General features: G+C 59.3%; 15 protein-coding genes. 14 read left to right on the top strand and 1 reads right to left on the bottom strand.

Annotated elements, in window-relative coordinates; translation table 11 throughout:
• The first annotated feature begins 5 nt into the window (after positions 1 to 5).
• From nosZ to AC2FEB_RS00100, 14 genes are all read left to right on the top strand, one after another.
• On the top strand, positions 6 to 1,913 hold the full coding sequence (gene nosZ / locus AC2FEB_RS00165) for a TAT-dependent nitrous-oxide reductase (protein WP_496883779.1): 1,908 nt from the start codon (positions 6 to 8) through the stop codon (positions 1,911 to 1,913).
• Positions 1,914 to 1,916: 3 nt separating this feature from the next.
• Entirely contained in the window at positions 1,917 to 3,173 is a 1,257-nt protein-coding gene (locus AC2FEB_RS00160; RefSeq protein WP_496670895.1) for a nitrous oxide reductase family maturation protein NosD, read from the top strand.
• Positions 3,163 to 4,056 (top strand): ABC transporter ATP-binding protein, encoded by an 894-nt coding sequence (locus AC2FEB_RS00155; RefSeq protein WP_496718138.1) that lies wholly within the window; start codon positions 3,163 to 3,165, stop codon positions 4,054 to 4,056. Before AC2FEB_RS00160 ends, AC2FEB_RS00155 begins: the two co-directional genes overlap by 11 nt.
• Entirely contained in the window at positions 4,053 to 4,874 is an 822-nt protein-coding gene (locus tag AC2FEB_RS00150) for an ABC transporter permease (protein ID WP_299898324.1), read from the top strand. The genes AC2FEB_RS00155 and AC2FEB_RS00150 overlap by 4 nt, the downstream gene beginning before the upstream one ends.
• Positions 4,871 to 5,386, top strand: coding sequence for a nitrous oxide reductase accessory protein NosL (locus AC2FEB_RS00145; RefSeq protein WP_117873496.1), 516 nt, complete (start codon positions 4,871 to 4,873; stop codon positions 5,384 to 5,386). The genes AC2FEB_RS00150 and AC2FEB_RS00145 overlap by 4 nt, the downstream gene beginning before the upstream one ends.
• The gene (locus tag AC2FEB_RS00140) at positions 5,383 to 6,279 is read left to right on the top strand and encodes an FAD:protein FMN transferase (RefSeq protein ID WP_496670902.1); all 897 of its coding nucleotides are present in this window, start codon (positions 5,383 to 5,385) and stop codon (positions 6,277 to 6,279) included. The genes AC2FEB_RS00145 and AC2FEB_RS00140 overlap by 4 nt, the downstream gene beginning before the upstream one ends.
• 131 nt (positions 6,280 to 6,410) lie before the next feature.
• Positions 6,411 to 6,926 (top strand): ferredoxin-type protein NapF, encoded by a 516-nt coding sequence (gene napF, locus AC2FEB_RS00135; RefSeq protein WP_117873500.1) that lies wholly within the window; start codon positions 6,411 to 6,413, stop codon positions 6,924 to 6,926.
• A complete protein-coding gene (locus AC2FEB_RS00130; RefSeq protein ID WP_117873502.1) occupies positions 6,923 to 7,216 on the top strand; it encodes a chaperone NapD in 294 nt (97 codons plus the stop codon). The genes napF and AC2FEB_RS00130 overlap by 4 nt, the downstream gene beginning before the upstream one ends.
• Entirely contained in the window at positions 7,213 to 9,705 is a 2,493-nt protein-coding gene (gene napA, locus AC2FEB_RS00125; RefSeq protein WP_117873503.1) for a nitrate reductase catalytic subunit NapA, read from the top strand. Before AC2FEB_RS00130 ends, napA begins: the two co-directional genes overlap by 4 nt.
• A gap of 27 nt (positions 9,706 to 9,732) precedes the next feature.
• The gene (gene napG, locus AC2FEB_RS00120) at positions 9,733 to 10,551 is read left to right on the top strand and encodes a ferredoxin-type protein NapG (RefSeq protein ID WP_496670907.1); all 819 of its coding nucleotides are present in this window, start codon (positions 9,733 to 9,735) and stop codon (positions 10,549 to 10,551) included.
• Positions 10,548 to 11,465 carry a quinol dehydrogenase ferredoxin subunit NapH gene (gene napH, locus AC2FEB_RS00115; protein ID WP_496670910.1) on the top strand — a complete coding sequence of 306 codons (918 nt, stop codon included), beginning with the start codon at positions 10,548 to 10,550 and terminating at the stop codon, positions 11,463 to 11,465. The genes napG and napH overlap by 4 nt, the downstream gene beginning before the upstream one ends.
• 12 nt (positions 11,466 to 11,477) lie before the next feature.
• A complete protein-coding gene (locus AC2FEB_RS00110) occupies positions 11,478 to 11,915 on the top strand; it encodes a nitrate reductase cytochrome c-type subunit (RefSeq protein WP_496670913.1) in 438 nt (145 codons plus the stop codon).
• Between the two features lie 29 nt (positions 11,916 to 11,944).
• Positions 11,945 to 12,637: a NapC/NirT family cytochrome c gene (locus AC2FEB_RS00105; RefSeq protein ID WP_496670915.1), complete on the top strand. Its 693-nt coding sequence runs from the start codon at positions 11,945 to 11,947 to the stop codon at positions 12,635 to 12,637.
• A 13-nt stretch (positions 12,638 to 12,650) separates the two neighbouring features.
• A complete protein-coding gene (locus tag AC2FEB_RS00100; protein ID WP_299898336.1) occupies positions 12,651 to 12,908 on the top strand; it encodes a hypothetical protein in 258 nt (85 codons plus the stop codon).
• 70 nt (positions 12,909 to 12,978) lie between these two features.
• Here AC2FEB_RS00100 and AC2FEB_RS00095 read toward each other — a convergent pair whose 3' ends face one another.
• Complete coding sequence (locus tag AC2FEB_RS00095; RefSeq protein ID WP_496670918.1) at positions 12,979 to 13,761, bottom strand: DeoR/GlpR family DNA-binding transcription regulator; 783 nt, start codon at positions 13,759 to 13,761, stop codon at positions 12,979 to 12,981.
• Positions 13,762 to 13,772 lie beyond the last annotated feature (11 nt).

Here is a 13,772-nt window from a genome sequence, read left to right as displayed (position 1 = left end):
CGAACATGTCGGAACATGACAACAAACTAACCGTCACACGCCGCGGGATGCTGGGTGCAACTGCAACCGGCGCCGTGCTGGCCGGGACTGGTCTGGGCTCGACCCTGATGACCGCAAAACAGGCGAGCGCTGCGGCCAATGCCAATCTCGAACCCGGCGAGCTGGATGAGTATTACGGTTTCTGGTCTTCGGGTCAGACCGGTGAATTGCGCATCCTGGGCTTCCCGTCCATGCGCGAACTGATGCGGGTGCCGGTGTTCAACCGCTGCTCGGCCACGGGCTGGGGTCAGACCAACGAGTCACTGAAGATTATGACCGAAGGGTTGCTGCCTGAAACCAAGGAGTTTCTCGCCAAGCGTGGCATGAAAACTTATGACAACGGCGACCTTCACCACCCGCATATGTCGTTCACCGACGGCACCTATGACGGCCGTTACCTGTTCATGAACGACAAGGCCAACACCCGCGTCGCCCGTGTGCGCTGTGACGTGATGAAATGCGACAAGATCACCGAGATCCCGAACGCCAAGGCGATCCACGGTCTGCGTCCGCAGAAATTCCCGCGCACCGGCTATGTCTTTGCCAATGGTGAAGATGAAACGCCGCTGGTCAACGATGGCAGCGTGCTGGACGATCCGTCGCAATACGTCAACATCTTTACCGCGTTGGACGGCGACACCATGGAAGTCGCCTGGCAGGTGATCGTGTCCGGCAACCTCGACAACACCGACTGCGACTATCAGGGTAAATACGCCTATTCGACCTCGTACAACTCGGAAATGGGCATGAACCTGGCCGAGATGACCGAGAACGAATTGGACCACGTCGTTGTCTTCAACCTTGCGGAAATCGAAAAAGGCATCGAAGCCGGCGATTATCAGGAGCTGAAGGGCGTCAAGGTTCTGGACGGACGTAAGGGTCAGAACAAGAAATACACCCGCTACATCCCGATTCCGAATTCGCCACATGGCATCAACACCGCGCCAGACGGCAAGCACGTCTGCATCAACGGTAAACTGTCGCCGACCGTGTCGATCATGGACGTCGCCAAGCTGGACGCGCTGTTCGAAAGCGATGCCGACCCGCGGTCCTGCATCGTTGGTGAACCGCAGTTGGGTCTTGGCCCACTTCACACCGCCTATGATGGTCAGGGCAACGCCTTCACCACGCTGTTCCTGGACAGCCAGATCGTGAAGTGGAACATCGACAAGGCCATCCGCGCCTACAATGGCGAGGACGTGGACCCGATCATCTCGAAGGTCGACGTGCATTATCAGCCGGGTCACAACTCTACCTCCATGGGCGAAACCAAGGATGCCGATGGCAAGTGGCTGATTTCGATGAACAAGTTTTCGAAAGACCGCTTCCTGAACGTTGGTCCTCTTAAGCCCGAGAACGAACAGCTGATCGACATTTCGTCGGATGAGATGAAAGTGGTGCATGACGGCCCGACCTTTGCCGAACCGCACGATTCGATCATTGTACGCAGCGACATCGTAAACCCGGTCAACGTCTGGGATCGCAACGACGTCACGTGGGAAGACGCCCGCAAACAGGCCGAGGCCGATCGCATCGATCTGGAAGAAGGCGCTGAAGAACCGATCCGGGACGGCAACAAGGTGCGGGTCTACATGACCTCGCAGGCGCCGACTTTCAGCCTCGAGAAGTTCACCGTCAAACAAGGTGACGAGGTGACGGTTTACATCACCAACCTCGATGACGTGGACGACGTGACCCACGGCTTCTGCCTGGGCAACTACGGTATCGCTATGGAAGTGGCGCCGCTGGCTACCGCCTCGGTCACCTTCACTGCCGACCGTCCGGGCGTGCACTGGTTCTACTGCCAGTGGTTCTGCCATGCGCTGCACATGGAAATGCGCGGCCGGATGCTGGTCGAACCGCAAGGAGCCTGACCCATGCGCTGGTCCCTGCTCATACCGCTCCTGCTCGGCTCGCCCCTTTGGGCGGCGGATTGGGATGTGCCCAACCGGGCGGGGGCCATCAATGAAATACTGGCGCAGGCGGCGGATGGAGACACCCTCCGCCTGAGCCCCGGTGTCTATGCCGAGCATCTCGTCCTGGACCGGCCCGTCATCATCGACGGGCAGGACCAGGCCACCATTGACGGGCAAGGCACCGGCAGCGTCATCACCGTGACTGGCCCGGGCGTGACCGTGCGCGGTCTGACTGTGATCGGCTCGGGCTCAAGCCATGACGGGATCGACAGCGGAATCCAACTGACCAAGACGGCCCGCGCGCCGGTGGTCGAGAATAATGTTCTGCTGGGCAATCTTTATGGCGTCGACATTCATGGTGCCAAGGGCAGTATCGTGCGTGGAAACCGGATCGAAGGACGTTTGGACCAGCGGATGAATGACCGCGGCAATGGCGTCTATGTCTGGAATGCGCCGGGCGCGGTGGTCGAGGGCAATGACATCCGCTATGGGCGCGACGGAATCTTCGTGAACTCGTCCAAGAAGAACACCTTTAAAGGCAACCTGTTCCGCGACCTCCGGTTCGCAGTGCACTACATGTATGCCGACAATTCAGTGGTCAGCGACAATGTCTCGATCGGTAACGATCTGGGCTATGCGGTTATGTTCACGACAAATGTGAAGGTCGCAGACAACGTCTCGATCGGTGACCGTGAACATGGCGTGATGCTGAACTACGCCAACAAGAGTGAGATCACCGGAAACGTGGTGATCGGTGCCAAGGAAAAGTGCACTTTCCTTTATAACTCCAACAAGAACGAGTTCACCGACAACTGGTTCCAGGGATGCGGCATCGGAATCCATTTCACCGCCGGCAGCGAACGCAACCGGATCGTCGGCAACGCCTTTGTCGGCAACCGGACACAGGTAAAATACGTCTCGACCAAATGGGTCGAGTGGTCGGAAGACGGCCGCGGCAATTACTGGTCCGATTTTGCCGCCTATGATGTGGATGGCAACGGCATCGCCGATGCCCCCTATCGCCCAAATGACTCGATGGACCATGTGCTGTGGACCCAACCCGCAGCCAAACTGCTGCTCGGCTCTCCCGCCGTGCAGCTGGTGCGCTGGTCGCAATCCGCTTTTCCGGCACTGTTGCCCGGTGGCGTGATGGACAGCAATCCATTGATGCAACCCCCTGAACCCCCAGCTATGAAAAAGGTGCCTCATGACGGATAAGGCCCTGACTATTGACCATGTCAGCAAGGATCGAGGGCAAACCCGCGTTCTTGACGATATCACCCTGTCTCTTGCCCCCGGCCAGCGCGTTGCGCTGCTGGGCCATAACGGCGCAGGCAAGTCGACCCTGATCAAATCCATCCTTGGCCTGACGCCGATCCATCGCGGAGCCATTCGGATCGGGAACGCCACCCCCGGTAGCGCTCAGGCACGGTGCGAGACGGCTTATCTGCCCGAAGCGGTGTCGTTTCATCCCGCATTGACCGGGCGCGAGCAATTGACCCTTTTCGCAAAACTGTCCGGGACCAAGGCCGATGTGCCCAGCTTACTGGATCGTGTCGGCCTGAGCGACGCTTTGGACCGTCGGATCGGAACCTATTCCAAAGGAATGCGGCAACGTCTGGGTCTGGCGCAGGTGCTGTTGGGCCAACCGAAAGTGGCTTTGCTGGATGAGCCGACAAGCGGGCTGGACCCGATTTCTCGGCAAGATCTTTATGCCATCATCGACGAGTTGGCCGCCCAAGGCACCGCCGTCCTGATTGCCAGCCACGCACTGACCGAGGTCGAGGCCCGCACCGACCGTATCGCCATCATGCGAAAGGGTCGGATGGTGGCCGATGACACGCTGAACAATCTGTCGGCGCTAGCCGGTCTTCCGATCCGTCTGAAAGTGCGTGCTAGCGCCAACGCCGATGCCTTGGCTGCTGAACTGGGTGGCAACCGGATCAACGGTGCGTTGGTGGAACTGCTCTGCACCCCCGCTGACAAGATGGAGGCTTTGCGCCGCATCGCCGGAATGGGCGACGCGGTCGCGGATGTGGAAATGACCCCGCCCAAGCTTGAAGATCTTTATCGTCACTACGCGCAGGAGGGACTGCAATGACCCGCTTTCTCGCCATCACCCGCACCGAAATGCTGATCCTGCGCCGCAACCGCTGGTTGCTGGTCGCTACGCTTATCATGGTGCTGTTCGCATTGGCGTTGACCTTTGCGGGCAGCGCGCCAACTGGCACGCTGGGCGTTGACATGCTGACCGTTTCGGTTGCGTCGATGACCACGCTGTCGGTCTACCTCGCGCCCCTTCTGGCGTTGATGATCTCGTTCGACGCCATCGCCGGAGACGTGGACCGGGGCAGCCTGTCTCTGTTGTTGTCCTATCCGGCAGGGCGCGGAGAAATCCTGTTGGGCAAGTTCACCGCACATCTGTCTGCGCTGGCGTTCGCCATGACGGTTGGTTTCGGGACCGCTGGCGCAGTGGCTGCCTTCTTTGGCGGTGCCGGGCCGGAAAGCCTTATGGCTTTGGTCCGTCTCATTCTCACGTCCATCCTTCTGGGCGCCGTGTTTCTGGCGCTGGGATACCTGCTGTCTGCTATGGCTAAGGGGGCTACGGCGGCGGCGGGTCTGTCGGCCGGGCTCTGGCTGGTTTTTGTTGTCCTCTATGATCTGGGCCTGTTGGGGGCTGTCGTCATGGACAAGGGCGGCACCTTTACCCAATCCGTCTTTCCATGGGTGATGGTGGCCAACCCGGCCGACGCATTCCGTCTGTGGAACATCGCTGCGACCGAAGGAGTCGCGATGGCTTCGGGCATGACCGGGGCCGCGCAGGCCCTGCCTGTGTGGGCCGCGCCGGCATCTTTGTTGATCTGGCCAGTGATTGGCTTTGCCCTCGCGCGACTGGCATTCCGGAGGGTCGAGCCATGAAACCCCTCGTCCTGATTGCGTTGATCGCGCTGGCGGCCTGCAAGGAAGAACTGGCCGAAGCCCCCGACCCGGTCGACCTGACCCCTGATGCGCTGAGTTATTTCTGCCAGATGAACATAGCCGAACATGGCGGCCCCAAGGGGCAGATCCATCTGAAGGGATACCCCGCACCGCTGTTTTTTGCGCAGGTGCGAGACATGGTGGCATATCTCAAAAGCCCTGAACGAGATGCCGACATCACAGCCGTCTATGTCAGCAACATGGGCATTGCACCAAGCTGGCGACAGCCGGGTATCTCGAACTGGATCGCCGCGGATGGCGCGACCTTTGTTGTTGGCGCCAATGTGGCGGGCGGCATGGGTGCGCGTGAAGTGGTGCCATTTGCCGATCCTGCTGATGCAAAGGCATTCATTGAAATTTACGGCGGGACCGCACTGGGCCTGCCGGACATCCCGGATACCGAAGTGCTTGGCCCCGTCGATCTGGAACTGCCGTTGGAGACCCCCGTATGACCGCCCTGTCGCGCCGCCGATTTCTGATCATTTCAGCCGCTTGTGCTGCGGCCACACCGGCCACGGCCTCTGACGCGCGTTGGCACGGCACCGCGCTGGGTGCCGCTGCAAGTCTGCGTTTGGTCGGGATGACGGATGTTGAAGCTGCACCCATCATAGCGGCCGTTGAGACCGAGATTGCCCGGCTGGAAGATATCTTCAGCCTGTATCGCCCGCAATCGCAGCTCAGCCGGTTGAACCACGATGGTGTTCTGACGGCGCCTGCTCCTGAATTGTTGAACGTGCTGAGTCTCAGCACAGCGCTGCATCAGGCATCGGGTGGCGCATTTGATCCGAGCATTCAACCCGTGTGGAGGGCATTGGCTGCGGGCGCGCGCGCTGACGATCTGGTTGATGTTCAGCGGGCAATAGGCTGGGAAAAGGTAATTTTCGATGCCTCGACCATTCGCCTGCCCATGCCCGGAAGATCCGCGCTGACGCTGAACGGTATTGCGCAGGGCGCGATCACTGATCGGATCGCCGCACTGCTGCGTGGCTTTGGTCTGAGTGATGTTCTGGTGGATATGGGGGAAATTGCTGCTCTGGGCGCGCGTGGCGACGGTGCGCCCTGGAAAGTTGGGCTGGCAACACCGGATCACACGGTTCTGAAGCGGATCGCGCTGCGCGACCGTGCCGTGGCGACATCGTCTTCGCTGGCCACTCAACTGAGCCCCGGTCTTGGGCACATCATCACCCCGGACGGGCCAGCAAACCGTGAAAGAACGGTTTCGGTTTCTGCCCCGGAAGCGGCAATTGCGGATGGGCTGTCCACTGCACTTTGCGCGGCATCAGCCGACAAAGCGAGTGAGATCGTAGTACGTTTCCCCGACGCCCGTATCGAACTGAACGTATGACGAAGGATTACGTTTCTCAGGCAGATCAAGAAAAATTCGCGAAAAGTATGATATAGGTCAATTCGTACGCTGCTTCAGGCAGCTAGGAAGTAAAGACGCGAACCTATCTATCCAAATACGAGTCGCCAGCTATGAGCCAGATGACGAGCAGACGCGCTTTTCTAAGCGCGCGTGTCCTGCGGGAGGACCGCGATGCGATCCGTCCGCCGGGGGCAGTCGCAACTGGCTTCGGAGATTTGTGCACGCGTTGCGAAGATTGCGCCGGGGCTTGTCCCGAAGACATCATCAGTTTCGACGACAGCGGCTTTCCCGTTCTGGACCTTTCCGCAGGCGGTTGCACCATGTGTGGTGACTGCGCTGACATTTGCCCGACCCCTGCGTTGCTGCCCGAGCGTGTTTCCGAATGGCCATGGCGCGCACGGATCGACGCCGCAAGCTGCCTGTCGATGAACGGGGTGAGTTGCCGCTTATGTCAGGACAATTGCGAACAGGATGCCATCCGCTTTCGCCTGCAACTGGGCGGACGCGCTGAACCGGCGCTTGAAACTGAAACCTGCATCGGTTGCGGCAGTTGTTCCGCCGCCTGTCCCGCCGGGGCCATCGCGATGCATCGCCCCGCCCCTCAACACCCGGAGGTGACCCAATGAATATCTGTGGCTGTCTAGTCCACATCGCCCCCGATTACACCGACGCCGCTCGCGCGGCGATGACCGGAACCCAAGGCGTCGAGCTTCATGCCGAAGCCGAGGATGGCCGGTTTGTTGTTGTTGTCGAGGATACGGCCGACCGGCTGGCCTCGGACACCATCATGGATCTGCACCAGATCCCCGGCGTGATCTCACTGTCACTGACTTATCACCATTTCGAAGATCTCGCGGAGACGGCTCCGCGTCCTGATGCTCCAAGCCAACCGTCCAGCAGGAGGCCCATGCAATGACCATCTCTGAATCCCGTCGTACATTCCTGAAAGCGACCGCAGCGGCAGCCACTGCCTCGGCTGCGGGCATTCCCATGGCCGCAGGTCAGGCCAACGCCCAGGTCGGCGCGCCCGATATTCGCTGGGACAAGGCTGCCTGCCGGTTCTGCGGCACAGGCTGTTCCGTTCTGGTGGGCACTAAAGACGGTCGTGTGGTGGCCACGCAAGGTGACCCAGACGCACCAGTGAACCGGGGACTGAACTGTATCAAGGGCTATTTCCTGTCCAAGATCATGTATGGCAAAGACCGCCTGACCACGCCGCTTTTGCGCAAGACCAACGGCGCCTATGATAAGAATGGCGAGTTCGAGCCGGTCAGCTGGGATGAAGCTTTTGATGTGATGGCCGCCAAATGGAAAGAGGCCCTTGCCAAGAAAGGCCCGACCAGCGTGGGGATGTTTGGTTCGGGTCAGTGGACGGTCTGGGAAGGCTATGCCGCTGCCAAGATGATGAAGGCCGGGTTCCGGTCGAACAACATTGATCCAAATGCGCGTCATTGCATGGCTTCGGCTGTGGTTGGTTTCATGCGCACCTTCGGCATCGATGAACCGATGGGGTGCTATGACGACTTCGAGCACGCCGATACGTTTGTGCTGTGGGGCTCGAACATGGCCGAGATGCACCCGATCCTGTGGTCGCGCCTGACCGACACCCGCCTGACCAAGTCGGGTTGCGAAGTGCATGTGCTGTCGACTTTCGAGCACCGCTCGTTCGAGCTTGCCGACAATGGCATGGTGTTCAAACCGCAAACTGATCTGGCGATCCTGAACTATATCGCCAATTACATCATCCAGAATGGTGCAGTGAACGAAGAGTTCGTCAAGAACCATGTCAACATCACCAAAACAGCAACCGATATCGGCTATGGTCTGCGCGACAACAACCCATTGCAGCAAGAAGCCGAAAACCCGAACTCGGGCAAGATGGAACCAATAAGCTTCGAAGAATATGCCGAGGCCGTTTCGGAATACACGCTGGAATACACTTCGGAACTGTCCGGTGTCCCGGCTGAAAAACTGGAGCGTCTTGCCAAACAATATGCCGACCCGGACCGCAAGGTCATGAGTCTGTGGACTATGGGTTTCAACCAGCACACCCGTGGGTCCTGGGTAAACTCTCTAATGTACAACGTGCACCTGCTGGTGGGCAAGATTTCGGAACCTGGCAACTCGCCCTTCTCGCTGACCGGTCAGCCGTCGGCCTGCGGCACAGCGCGAGAGGTCGGTACTTTTGCTCACCGTCTGCCCGCCGACATGGTCGTCATGAATGACAAGCACCGCGAGATCTGCGAAACCTCCTGGAATGTGCCTGCGGGCACCATTCCGCCCAAGCCCGGCTTTCACGCCGTGCTGCAACACCGCAAGCTGAAGGATGGCGATCTGAACGCCTATTGGGTTCAGTGCACCAACAACATGCAGGCTGCGCCGAACATCAACGAGGAAGGCTATCCCGGCTATCGCAACCCGGAAAACTTCATCACTGTTTCAGACCCCTACCCGACGGTCACTGCGGTTTCCGCTGACCTGATCCTGCCCACCGCCATGTGGGTCGAGAAGGAAGGCGCCTATGGCAACGCCGAGCGCCGCACCCAGTTCTGGCGACAACAGGTCAAGGCCCCGGGCGAGGCCAAATCGGACCTGTGGCAGGTGATGGAGTTCTCGAAGCGCTTCACCGTCGAAGAGGTCTGGGGCGAAGAATTGCTGGCCACCATGCCGGAACACCGTGGCAAGACCATGTATGACGTCCTGTTTGCCAATGGCAGCGTCGACAAGTTCCCGCTGTCGGAGACCGCCGAGGGCTTTGATAACGATGAATCCGAACATTTCGGCTTTTACGTTCAGAAGGGTCTGTTCGAGGAATATGCCGACTTCGGACGCGGGCACGCGCACGATCTGGCACCGTTTGAAACCTATCACCAAGCCCGTGGCCTGCGCTGGCCGGTCGTCGACGGCAAGGAAACGCTTTACCGCTTCCGCGAAGGCTATGACCCATATGTATCGGCGGGCACCGGTGTGGAGTTCTATGGCCACAAAGACGGCAAGGCCAAGATCATTTTTGCGCCGTATGAACCTGCTCCGGAAGAGCCCGACGCGGAATTTGATCTGTGGTTGTGCACCGGTCGCGTGCTGGAGCATTGGCACTCGGGCTCGATGACACGCCGGGTTCCTGAGCTGCACCGCGCTTATCCATCCGCTGTCGTCTACATGCATCCGCAGGACGCCAAGGATCGCGGATTGCGCCGGGGCCAGGAGATTGTTCTGTCAACCCGTCGCGGCGAGGTCACCAGCCGGGTTGAAACCCGGGGTCGGAACAAGGTGCCACGCGGTCTGGTCTTCATGCCCTGGTTCGACGAAAGCCAGTTGACCAACAAGCTGACGCTGGACGCGACCTGCCCACTGTCGAAAGAGACCGATTTCAAGAAGTGCGCCTGTAAAGTCGAGCGCGCGTAACCAGAAAGGATCGTACGGGTCGTTCCCATGTCTCTTGTCGATAAACCCCTTTCGCCGCAGCGGCGCCGGTTCCTTCAGGACTCGGCGCGGGCGGCGGGCGGCTGCGTGGTCGCAGGATCGCTGCTGGCCTATCTGGCCCGCGACGCCCGCGCCCTGCCTGCCGATGCCTTGCGCCCACCCGGCGCATTGCCGGAGAAGGAGTTCCTGTCGGCCTGTATCCGTTGCGGTTTATGCGTGCGGGACTGCCCATACGACACCCTGAAACTGGCCGAACTTGGCTCGGAAGCGGTGGCAACGGGAACTCCATTCTTCACCGCCCGGGATGTTCCCTGTGAAATGTGCGACGACATTCCGTGTGTCGCCGCATGTCCGACCGGGGCACTGGACCCCGGGCTGGACAATATCGACGACGCCGAGATGGGGGTTGCCGTACTGGTCGATCAGGAAAACTGCCTGAATTTCCTCGGTCTGCGTTGCGACGTCTGTTATCGCGTCTGCCCCGTCATTGACGAGGCGATCACTTTGGAGACGGCGCATAATACCCGGTCGGGCCATCATGCGTTATTCATTCCCACCGTCCATGCCGACCACTGTACAGGTTGCGGCATGTGCGAAAAAAGCTGTGTTCTGCCCGAGGCCGCCATCAAGGTTCTGCCTGCCCGACTGGCGCGCGGCAGTTCGGCAGAGCATTACCGTAAGGGGTGGGAGGAAAAAGCCGCCAAAGGTGCACCAGTGGTCGAGGGGATCATCGATCTGCCTGACCGTTTGCCCGGACCGGGAACCGACAATCTTGCCGCGCCCGGCGGATTTGCGCCGGAATATGATCTGCCTGGGGTGGGACAATGAGTGCTCGCACACATATGCCCGTAGGTCAGGAGGCCGTTGAAGGCAAAGGGTGGATCGGGGCGCATCGTTTTTTGCTGATGCGTCGTGCAAGTCAGCTGTTCTTTCTGGTTCTGTTTCTGCTGGGCCCATGGTTCGGCATCTGGATCGTGGAGGGCACTTTGGCGGGGTCACTGACGCTTGGCGTGTTGCCGTTGACCGATCCGTTCATCTTGTTGCAAAGCTTCGTTGCAGGCCATTGGCCCGCGATTACTGCGCTGATCGGTGGGCTGATCGTTCTGGTGATCTATGCCCTGATCGGTGGGCGTGCCTATTGTTCCTGGGTCTGCCCCATAAACCCGGTGACGGACGCGGCCAACTGGGTGCACCGCAAACTGGACCTGCCGAAAGGCTGGCAACCCAAGCGCGTCACTCGGCTGTGGATTCTGGCAACCGTCCTGCTGGTCTCGGGCCTGAACGGCGTGATCGCGTGGGAGTTGGTCAACCCGATCACCATGCTGCATCGCGGGCTGGTATTCGGCATGGGCTTTGTCTGGGCCATGATCGCGGCCATCTTCGTCTTTGACGTTTTCGTCTCACGCCATGGCTGGTGCGGCCATCTATGCCCCGTGGGCGCGTTCTACGGGCTAATCGGGTCCAAAAGCCTGCTGCGGGTCAGTGCGGCCAATCGCACGGCCTGCGACGACTGTATGGATTGCTATGCGGTCTGTCCTGAAAATCAGGTGATCTCGCCCGCGCTGAAAGGCAAGCCGGGAAGCTCGCCCCTGATCCTGTCACCCGACTGCACAAACTGCGGACGCTGCATCGATGTCTGCGCAGTCGACGTCTTTAACTTTACTCACCGGTTCGACGACCATGTCGTTCAACCTTCCGATCCAGTTGCCGCGCCTGAGCCGCGCGCCGCCAGACCTATCTAGGGGAGTGCCAAGATGAAAAGATCAATCGTTACAGGCGGAATTGCCCTTCTACCCGTATTGTTGCTGAGCGGATGGGCCCTTGCGCAATCCGCACAGGTAGAATCCCTGCGCGGGGCCGAGATTGACGAACCGGTGCCACTGGATCAGATCCACCGCAACGTCGAAGGGCGGCAGCAGCGCAATTATCGCCAGCAGCCGCCGTTGATCCCGCATTCGGTCGAACAATACCAGATCGACATTCGCACCAACCAATGTCTGTCCTGTCATGACTGGACCAAGGCGGGCGAGCGCAACGCACCGACCCTGTCGATGACCCACTATCTAGATCGCGATGGCAACGAGCTGGATCAGATTGCCGGAACCCGGTACTTCTGCAATCAGTGCCACGTTCCACAGGCAGACGCACCGCCACTGGTCGACAACGTGTTCCAGCCCTCCGCCAGCAACTGATCCAACGCAAGACTGAAAGGAGCACCGACATGGCAGACTCCCCTGAAAAACGCGGCTTGCTTGGTCGCCTCTGGAACGCGATCTGGACACCGACAGTGATGTTCAGCTCGGGCTTTCTGATCCTCGCCGGCTTTCTGGCCGGTATCCTGTTCTGGGGTGGATTTCACTGGACGCTGGAACTGACCAACACCGAAGAGTTCTGTGTGTCCTGCCACACGATGGAAACGAACCTAGGCGAGTACCGGGAGACGATCCACTATAACAACCACTCCGGTGTACGTGCGATCTGCTCGGATTGCCATGTTCCGGATGAGTGGAGCCACAAGATCAAAGCCAAGATCATGGCCGTGAAAGACGTCTATCATGAACTGGCGGGCACGATCAGCACACCCGAAAAATATGAGGAACACCGTCTGGCGATGGCGTCGGCCGTGTGGAAGAAGATGAAAGCGTCTGACAGCCGCGAGTGCCGCAACTGTCACAACTTTGACTACATGGACTTCACCATTCAGGAAACACGCGCCGCGTCGGAACACCAACGCGCCATAGACAGCGGTATGACCTGTATCGATTGCCACCAGGGCATTGCGCACAACCTGCCACCCAACTACCTGGAAACATACGAGAAGGTGACTGCTGCACTGGACGGTGAAGTTGTGCAGGAGCACGCGACTGCCGTGGGTGACGACATCCGCGATTTCCTGAACAACAGCTCAAATTGATGTGGGGGCAGAGATGTTAGAGTTACTTGGAACCATTGGCAGCAACATCCTTGGTTTGCCCGGCATACTCGGTCTGGCCCTCGGCATGATGACCCGCAAGTTGTGGCTGGGCGCGACATTGGGCGGTGCAGTTGGCGTATTTGAAACGCTGGTTTTTGCAGGCTTCCAGTTTGCGCATGTAGAGCCACTGGAACTGATCATCTCGATTGTGGTCGGCATCTGTGCAGGAAGCTTGGGCACTGCCATTCGCATCAAAGGCGCAACGGCCTGAAACTCAGCCGGTTTCACCACTTCGGTGGAACCGGCTTGTCCCGTCGGGCCGGGGCAGAATTGTCACAAAATCAAGGACTGCCTGCTTGTGCTTTCACGCCCGCTATCACCAATTCCGCATCTCCGGGTAAGGAGCGGAAGGATGCGGGCAATTTGCGATCGGTGATAAGCACGTCCTTCTCGGTCAGCCCAGGCAGGCGTAATGCCGGGCTGGTCTGGGCCTCGTTGAATTTTGTAGAATCAACAGCCATGAAGGTCTGGTCAGCGATATCAGACATCGCACGGGCCATGTCAGCCTCGCATTGGTCATAGACCATGAAGCCTTTGCTTGGATGCACCAGCGATGCCGACAATATGGCCGTCCGGGCCGAGAATCCTGCAATAACGTCATATGCGGCGCGGTCAAAGGCGGCCCCGTCGTGGTTACGCAACTGTGTTCCCGCCATGAAGACCCTGTTGCCCTCTTCCATCGATAACGTGGCAGCGATGAAGGCCGAATTTGTCACCACCGTGAGGTTTTTCCGCGCGCGAAGTGCTTGAGCTATGAAGCCCGAGGTCGAACCCGTGTCGATGGCGATGGCCGAACCGTCCGGTATCCGCCCTGCAACGGCATCGGCTATCGCGACTTTGGCGGCGCGGTTCTTCGTCATGCGGGCCAGAAACGGTGGATCCAGCACATTTTGAGTGCTGACCAATGCACCATGCACCTTGGACAGGCTGCCTTTGGCGACCATCGGCTTCACGATTCGCCTTACGGTCTGGTCCGACACCTGGAGAATGCGCGCCAGTTCCATGACCGAAATTCGCCCATGCAGGTTTACCGTGCTGAGAATCTCTTGCTCGTATTTCGACATAAAGCGCCGCG

The sequence above is a fragment of the Ruegeria sp. YTSC106 genome (genome assembly GCF_059609765.1).
This window is presented reverse-complemented; position numbering and strand designations above follow the sequence as displayed.

Coding starts and splice junctions, on each gene's coding strand:
- nosZ (WP_496883779.1), top strand. CDS start 6: ATGTCGGAACATGACAACAAACTAACCGTCACACGCCGCGGGATGCTG.
- AC2FEB_RS00160 (WP_496670895.1), top strand. CDS start 1,917: ATGCGCTGGTCCCTGCTCATACCGCTCCTGCTCGGCTCGCCCCTTTGG.
- AC2FEB_RS00155 (WP_496718138.1), top strand. CDS start 3,163: ATGACGGATAAGGCCCTGACTATTGACCATGTCAGCAAGGATCGAGGG.
- AC2FEB_RS00150 (WP_299898324.1), top strand. CDS start 4,053: ATGACCCGCTTTCTCGCCATCACCCGCACCGAAATGCTGATCCTGCGC.
- AC2FEB_RS00145 (WP_117873496.1), top strand. CDS start 4,871: ATGAAACCCCTCGTCCTGATTGCGTTGATCGCGCTGGCGGCCTGCAAG.
- AC2FEB_RS00140 (WP_496670902.1), top strand. CDS start 5,383: ATGACCGCCCTGTCGCGCCGCCGATTTCTGATCATTTCAGCCGCTTGT.
- napF (WP_117873500.1), top strand. CDS start 6,411: ATGAGCCAGATGACGAGCAGACGCGCTTTTCTAAGCGCGCGTGTCCTG.
- AC2FEB_RS00130 (WP_117873502.1), top strand. CDS start 6,923: ATGAATATCTGTGGCTGTCTAGTCCACATCGCCCCCGATTACACCGAC.
- napA (WP_117873503.1), top strand. CDS start 7,213: ATGACCATCTCTGAATCCCGTCGTACATTCCTGAAAGCGACCGCAGCG.
- napG (WP_496670907.1), top strand. CDS start 9,733: ATGTCTCTTGTCGATAAACCCCTTTCGCCGCAGCGGCGCCGGTTCCTT.
- napH (WP_496670910.1), top strand. CDS start 10,548: ATGAGTGCTCGCACACATATGCCCGTAGGTCAGGAGGCCGTTGAAGGC.
- AC2FEB_RS00110 (WP_496670913.1), top strand. CDS start 11,478: ATGAAAAGATCAATCGTTACAGGCGGAATTGCCCTTCTACCCGTATTG.
- AC2FEB_RS00105 (WP_496670915.1), top strand. CDS start 11,945: ATGGCAGACTCCCCTGAAAAACGCGGCTTGCTTGGTCGCCTCTGGAAC.
- AC2FEB_RS00100 (WP_299898336.1), top strand. CDS start 12,651: ATGTTAGAGTTACTTGGAACCATTGGCAGCAACATCCTTGGTTTGCCC.
- AC2FEB_RS00095 (WP_496670918.1), bottom strand. CDS start 13,761: ATGTCGAAATACGAGCAAGAGATTCTCAGCACGGTAAACCTGCATGGG.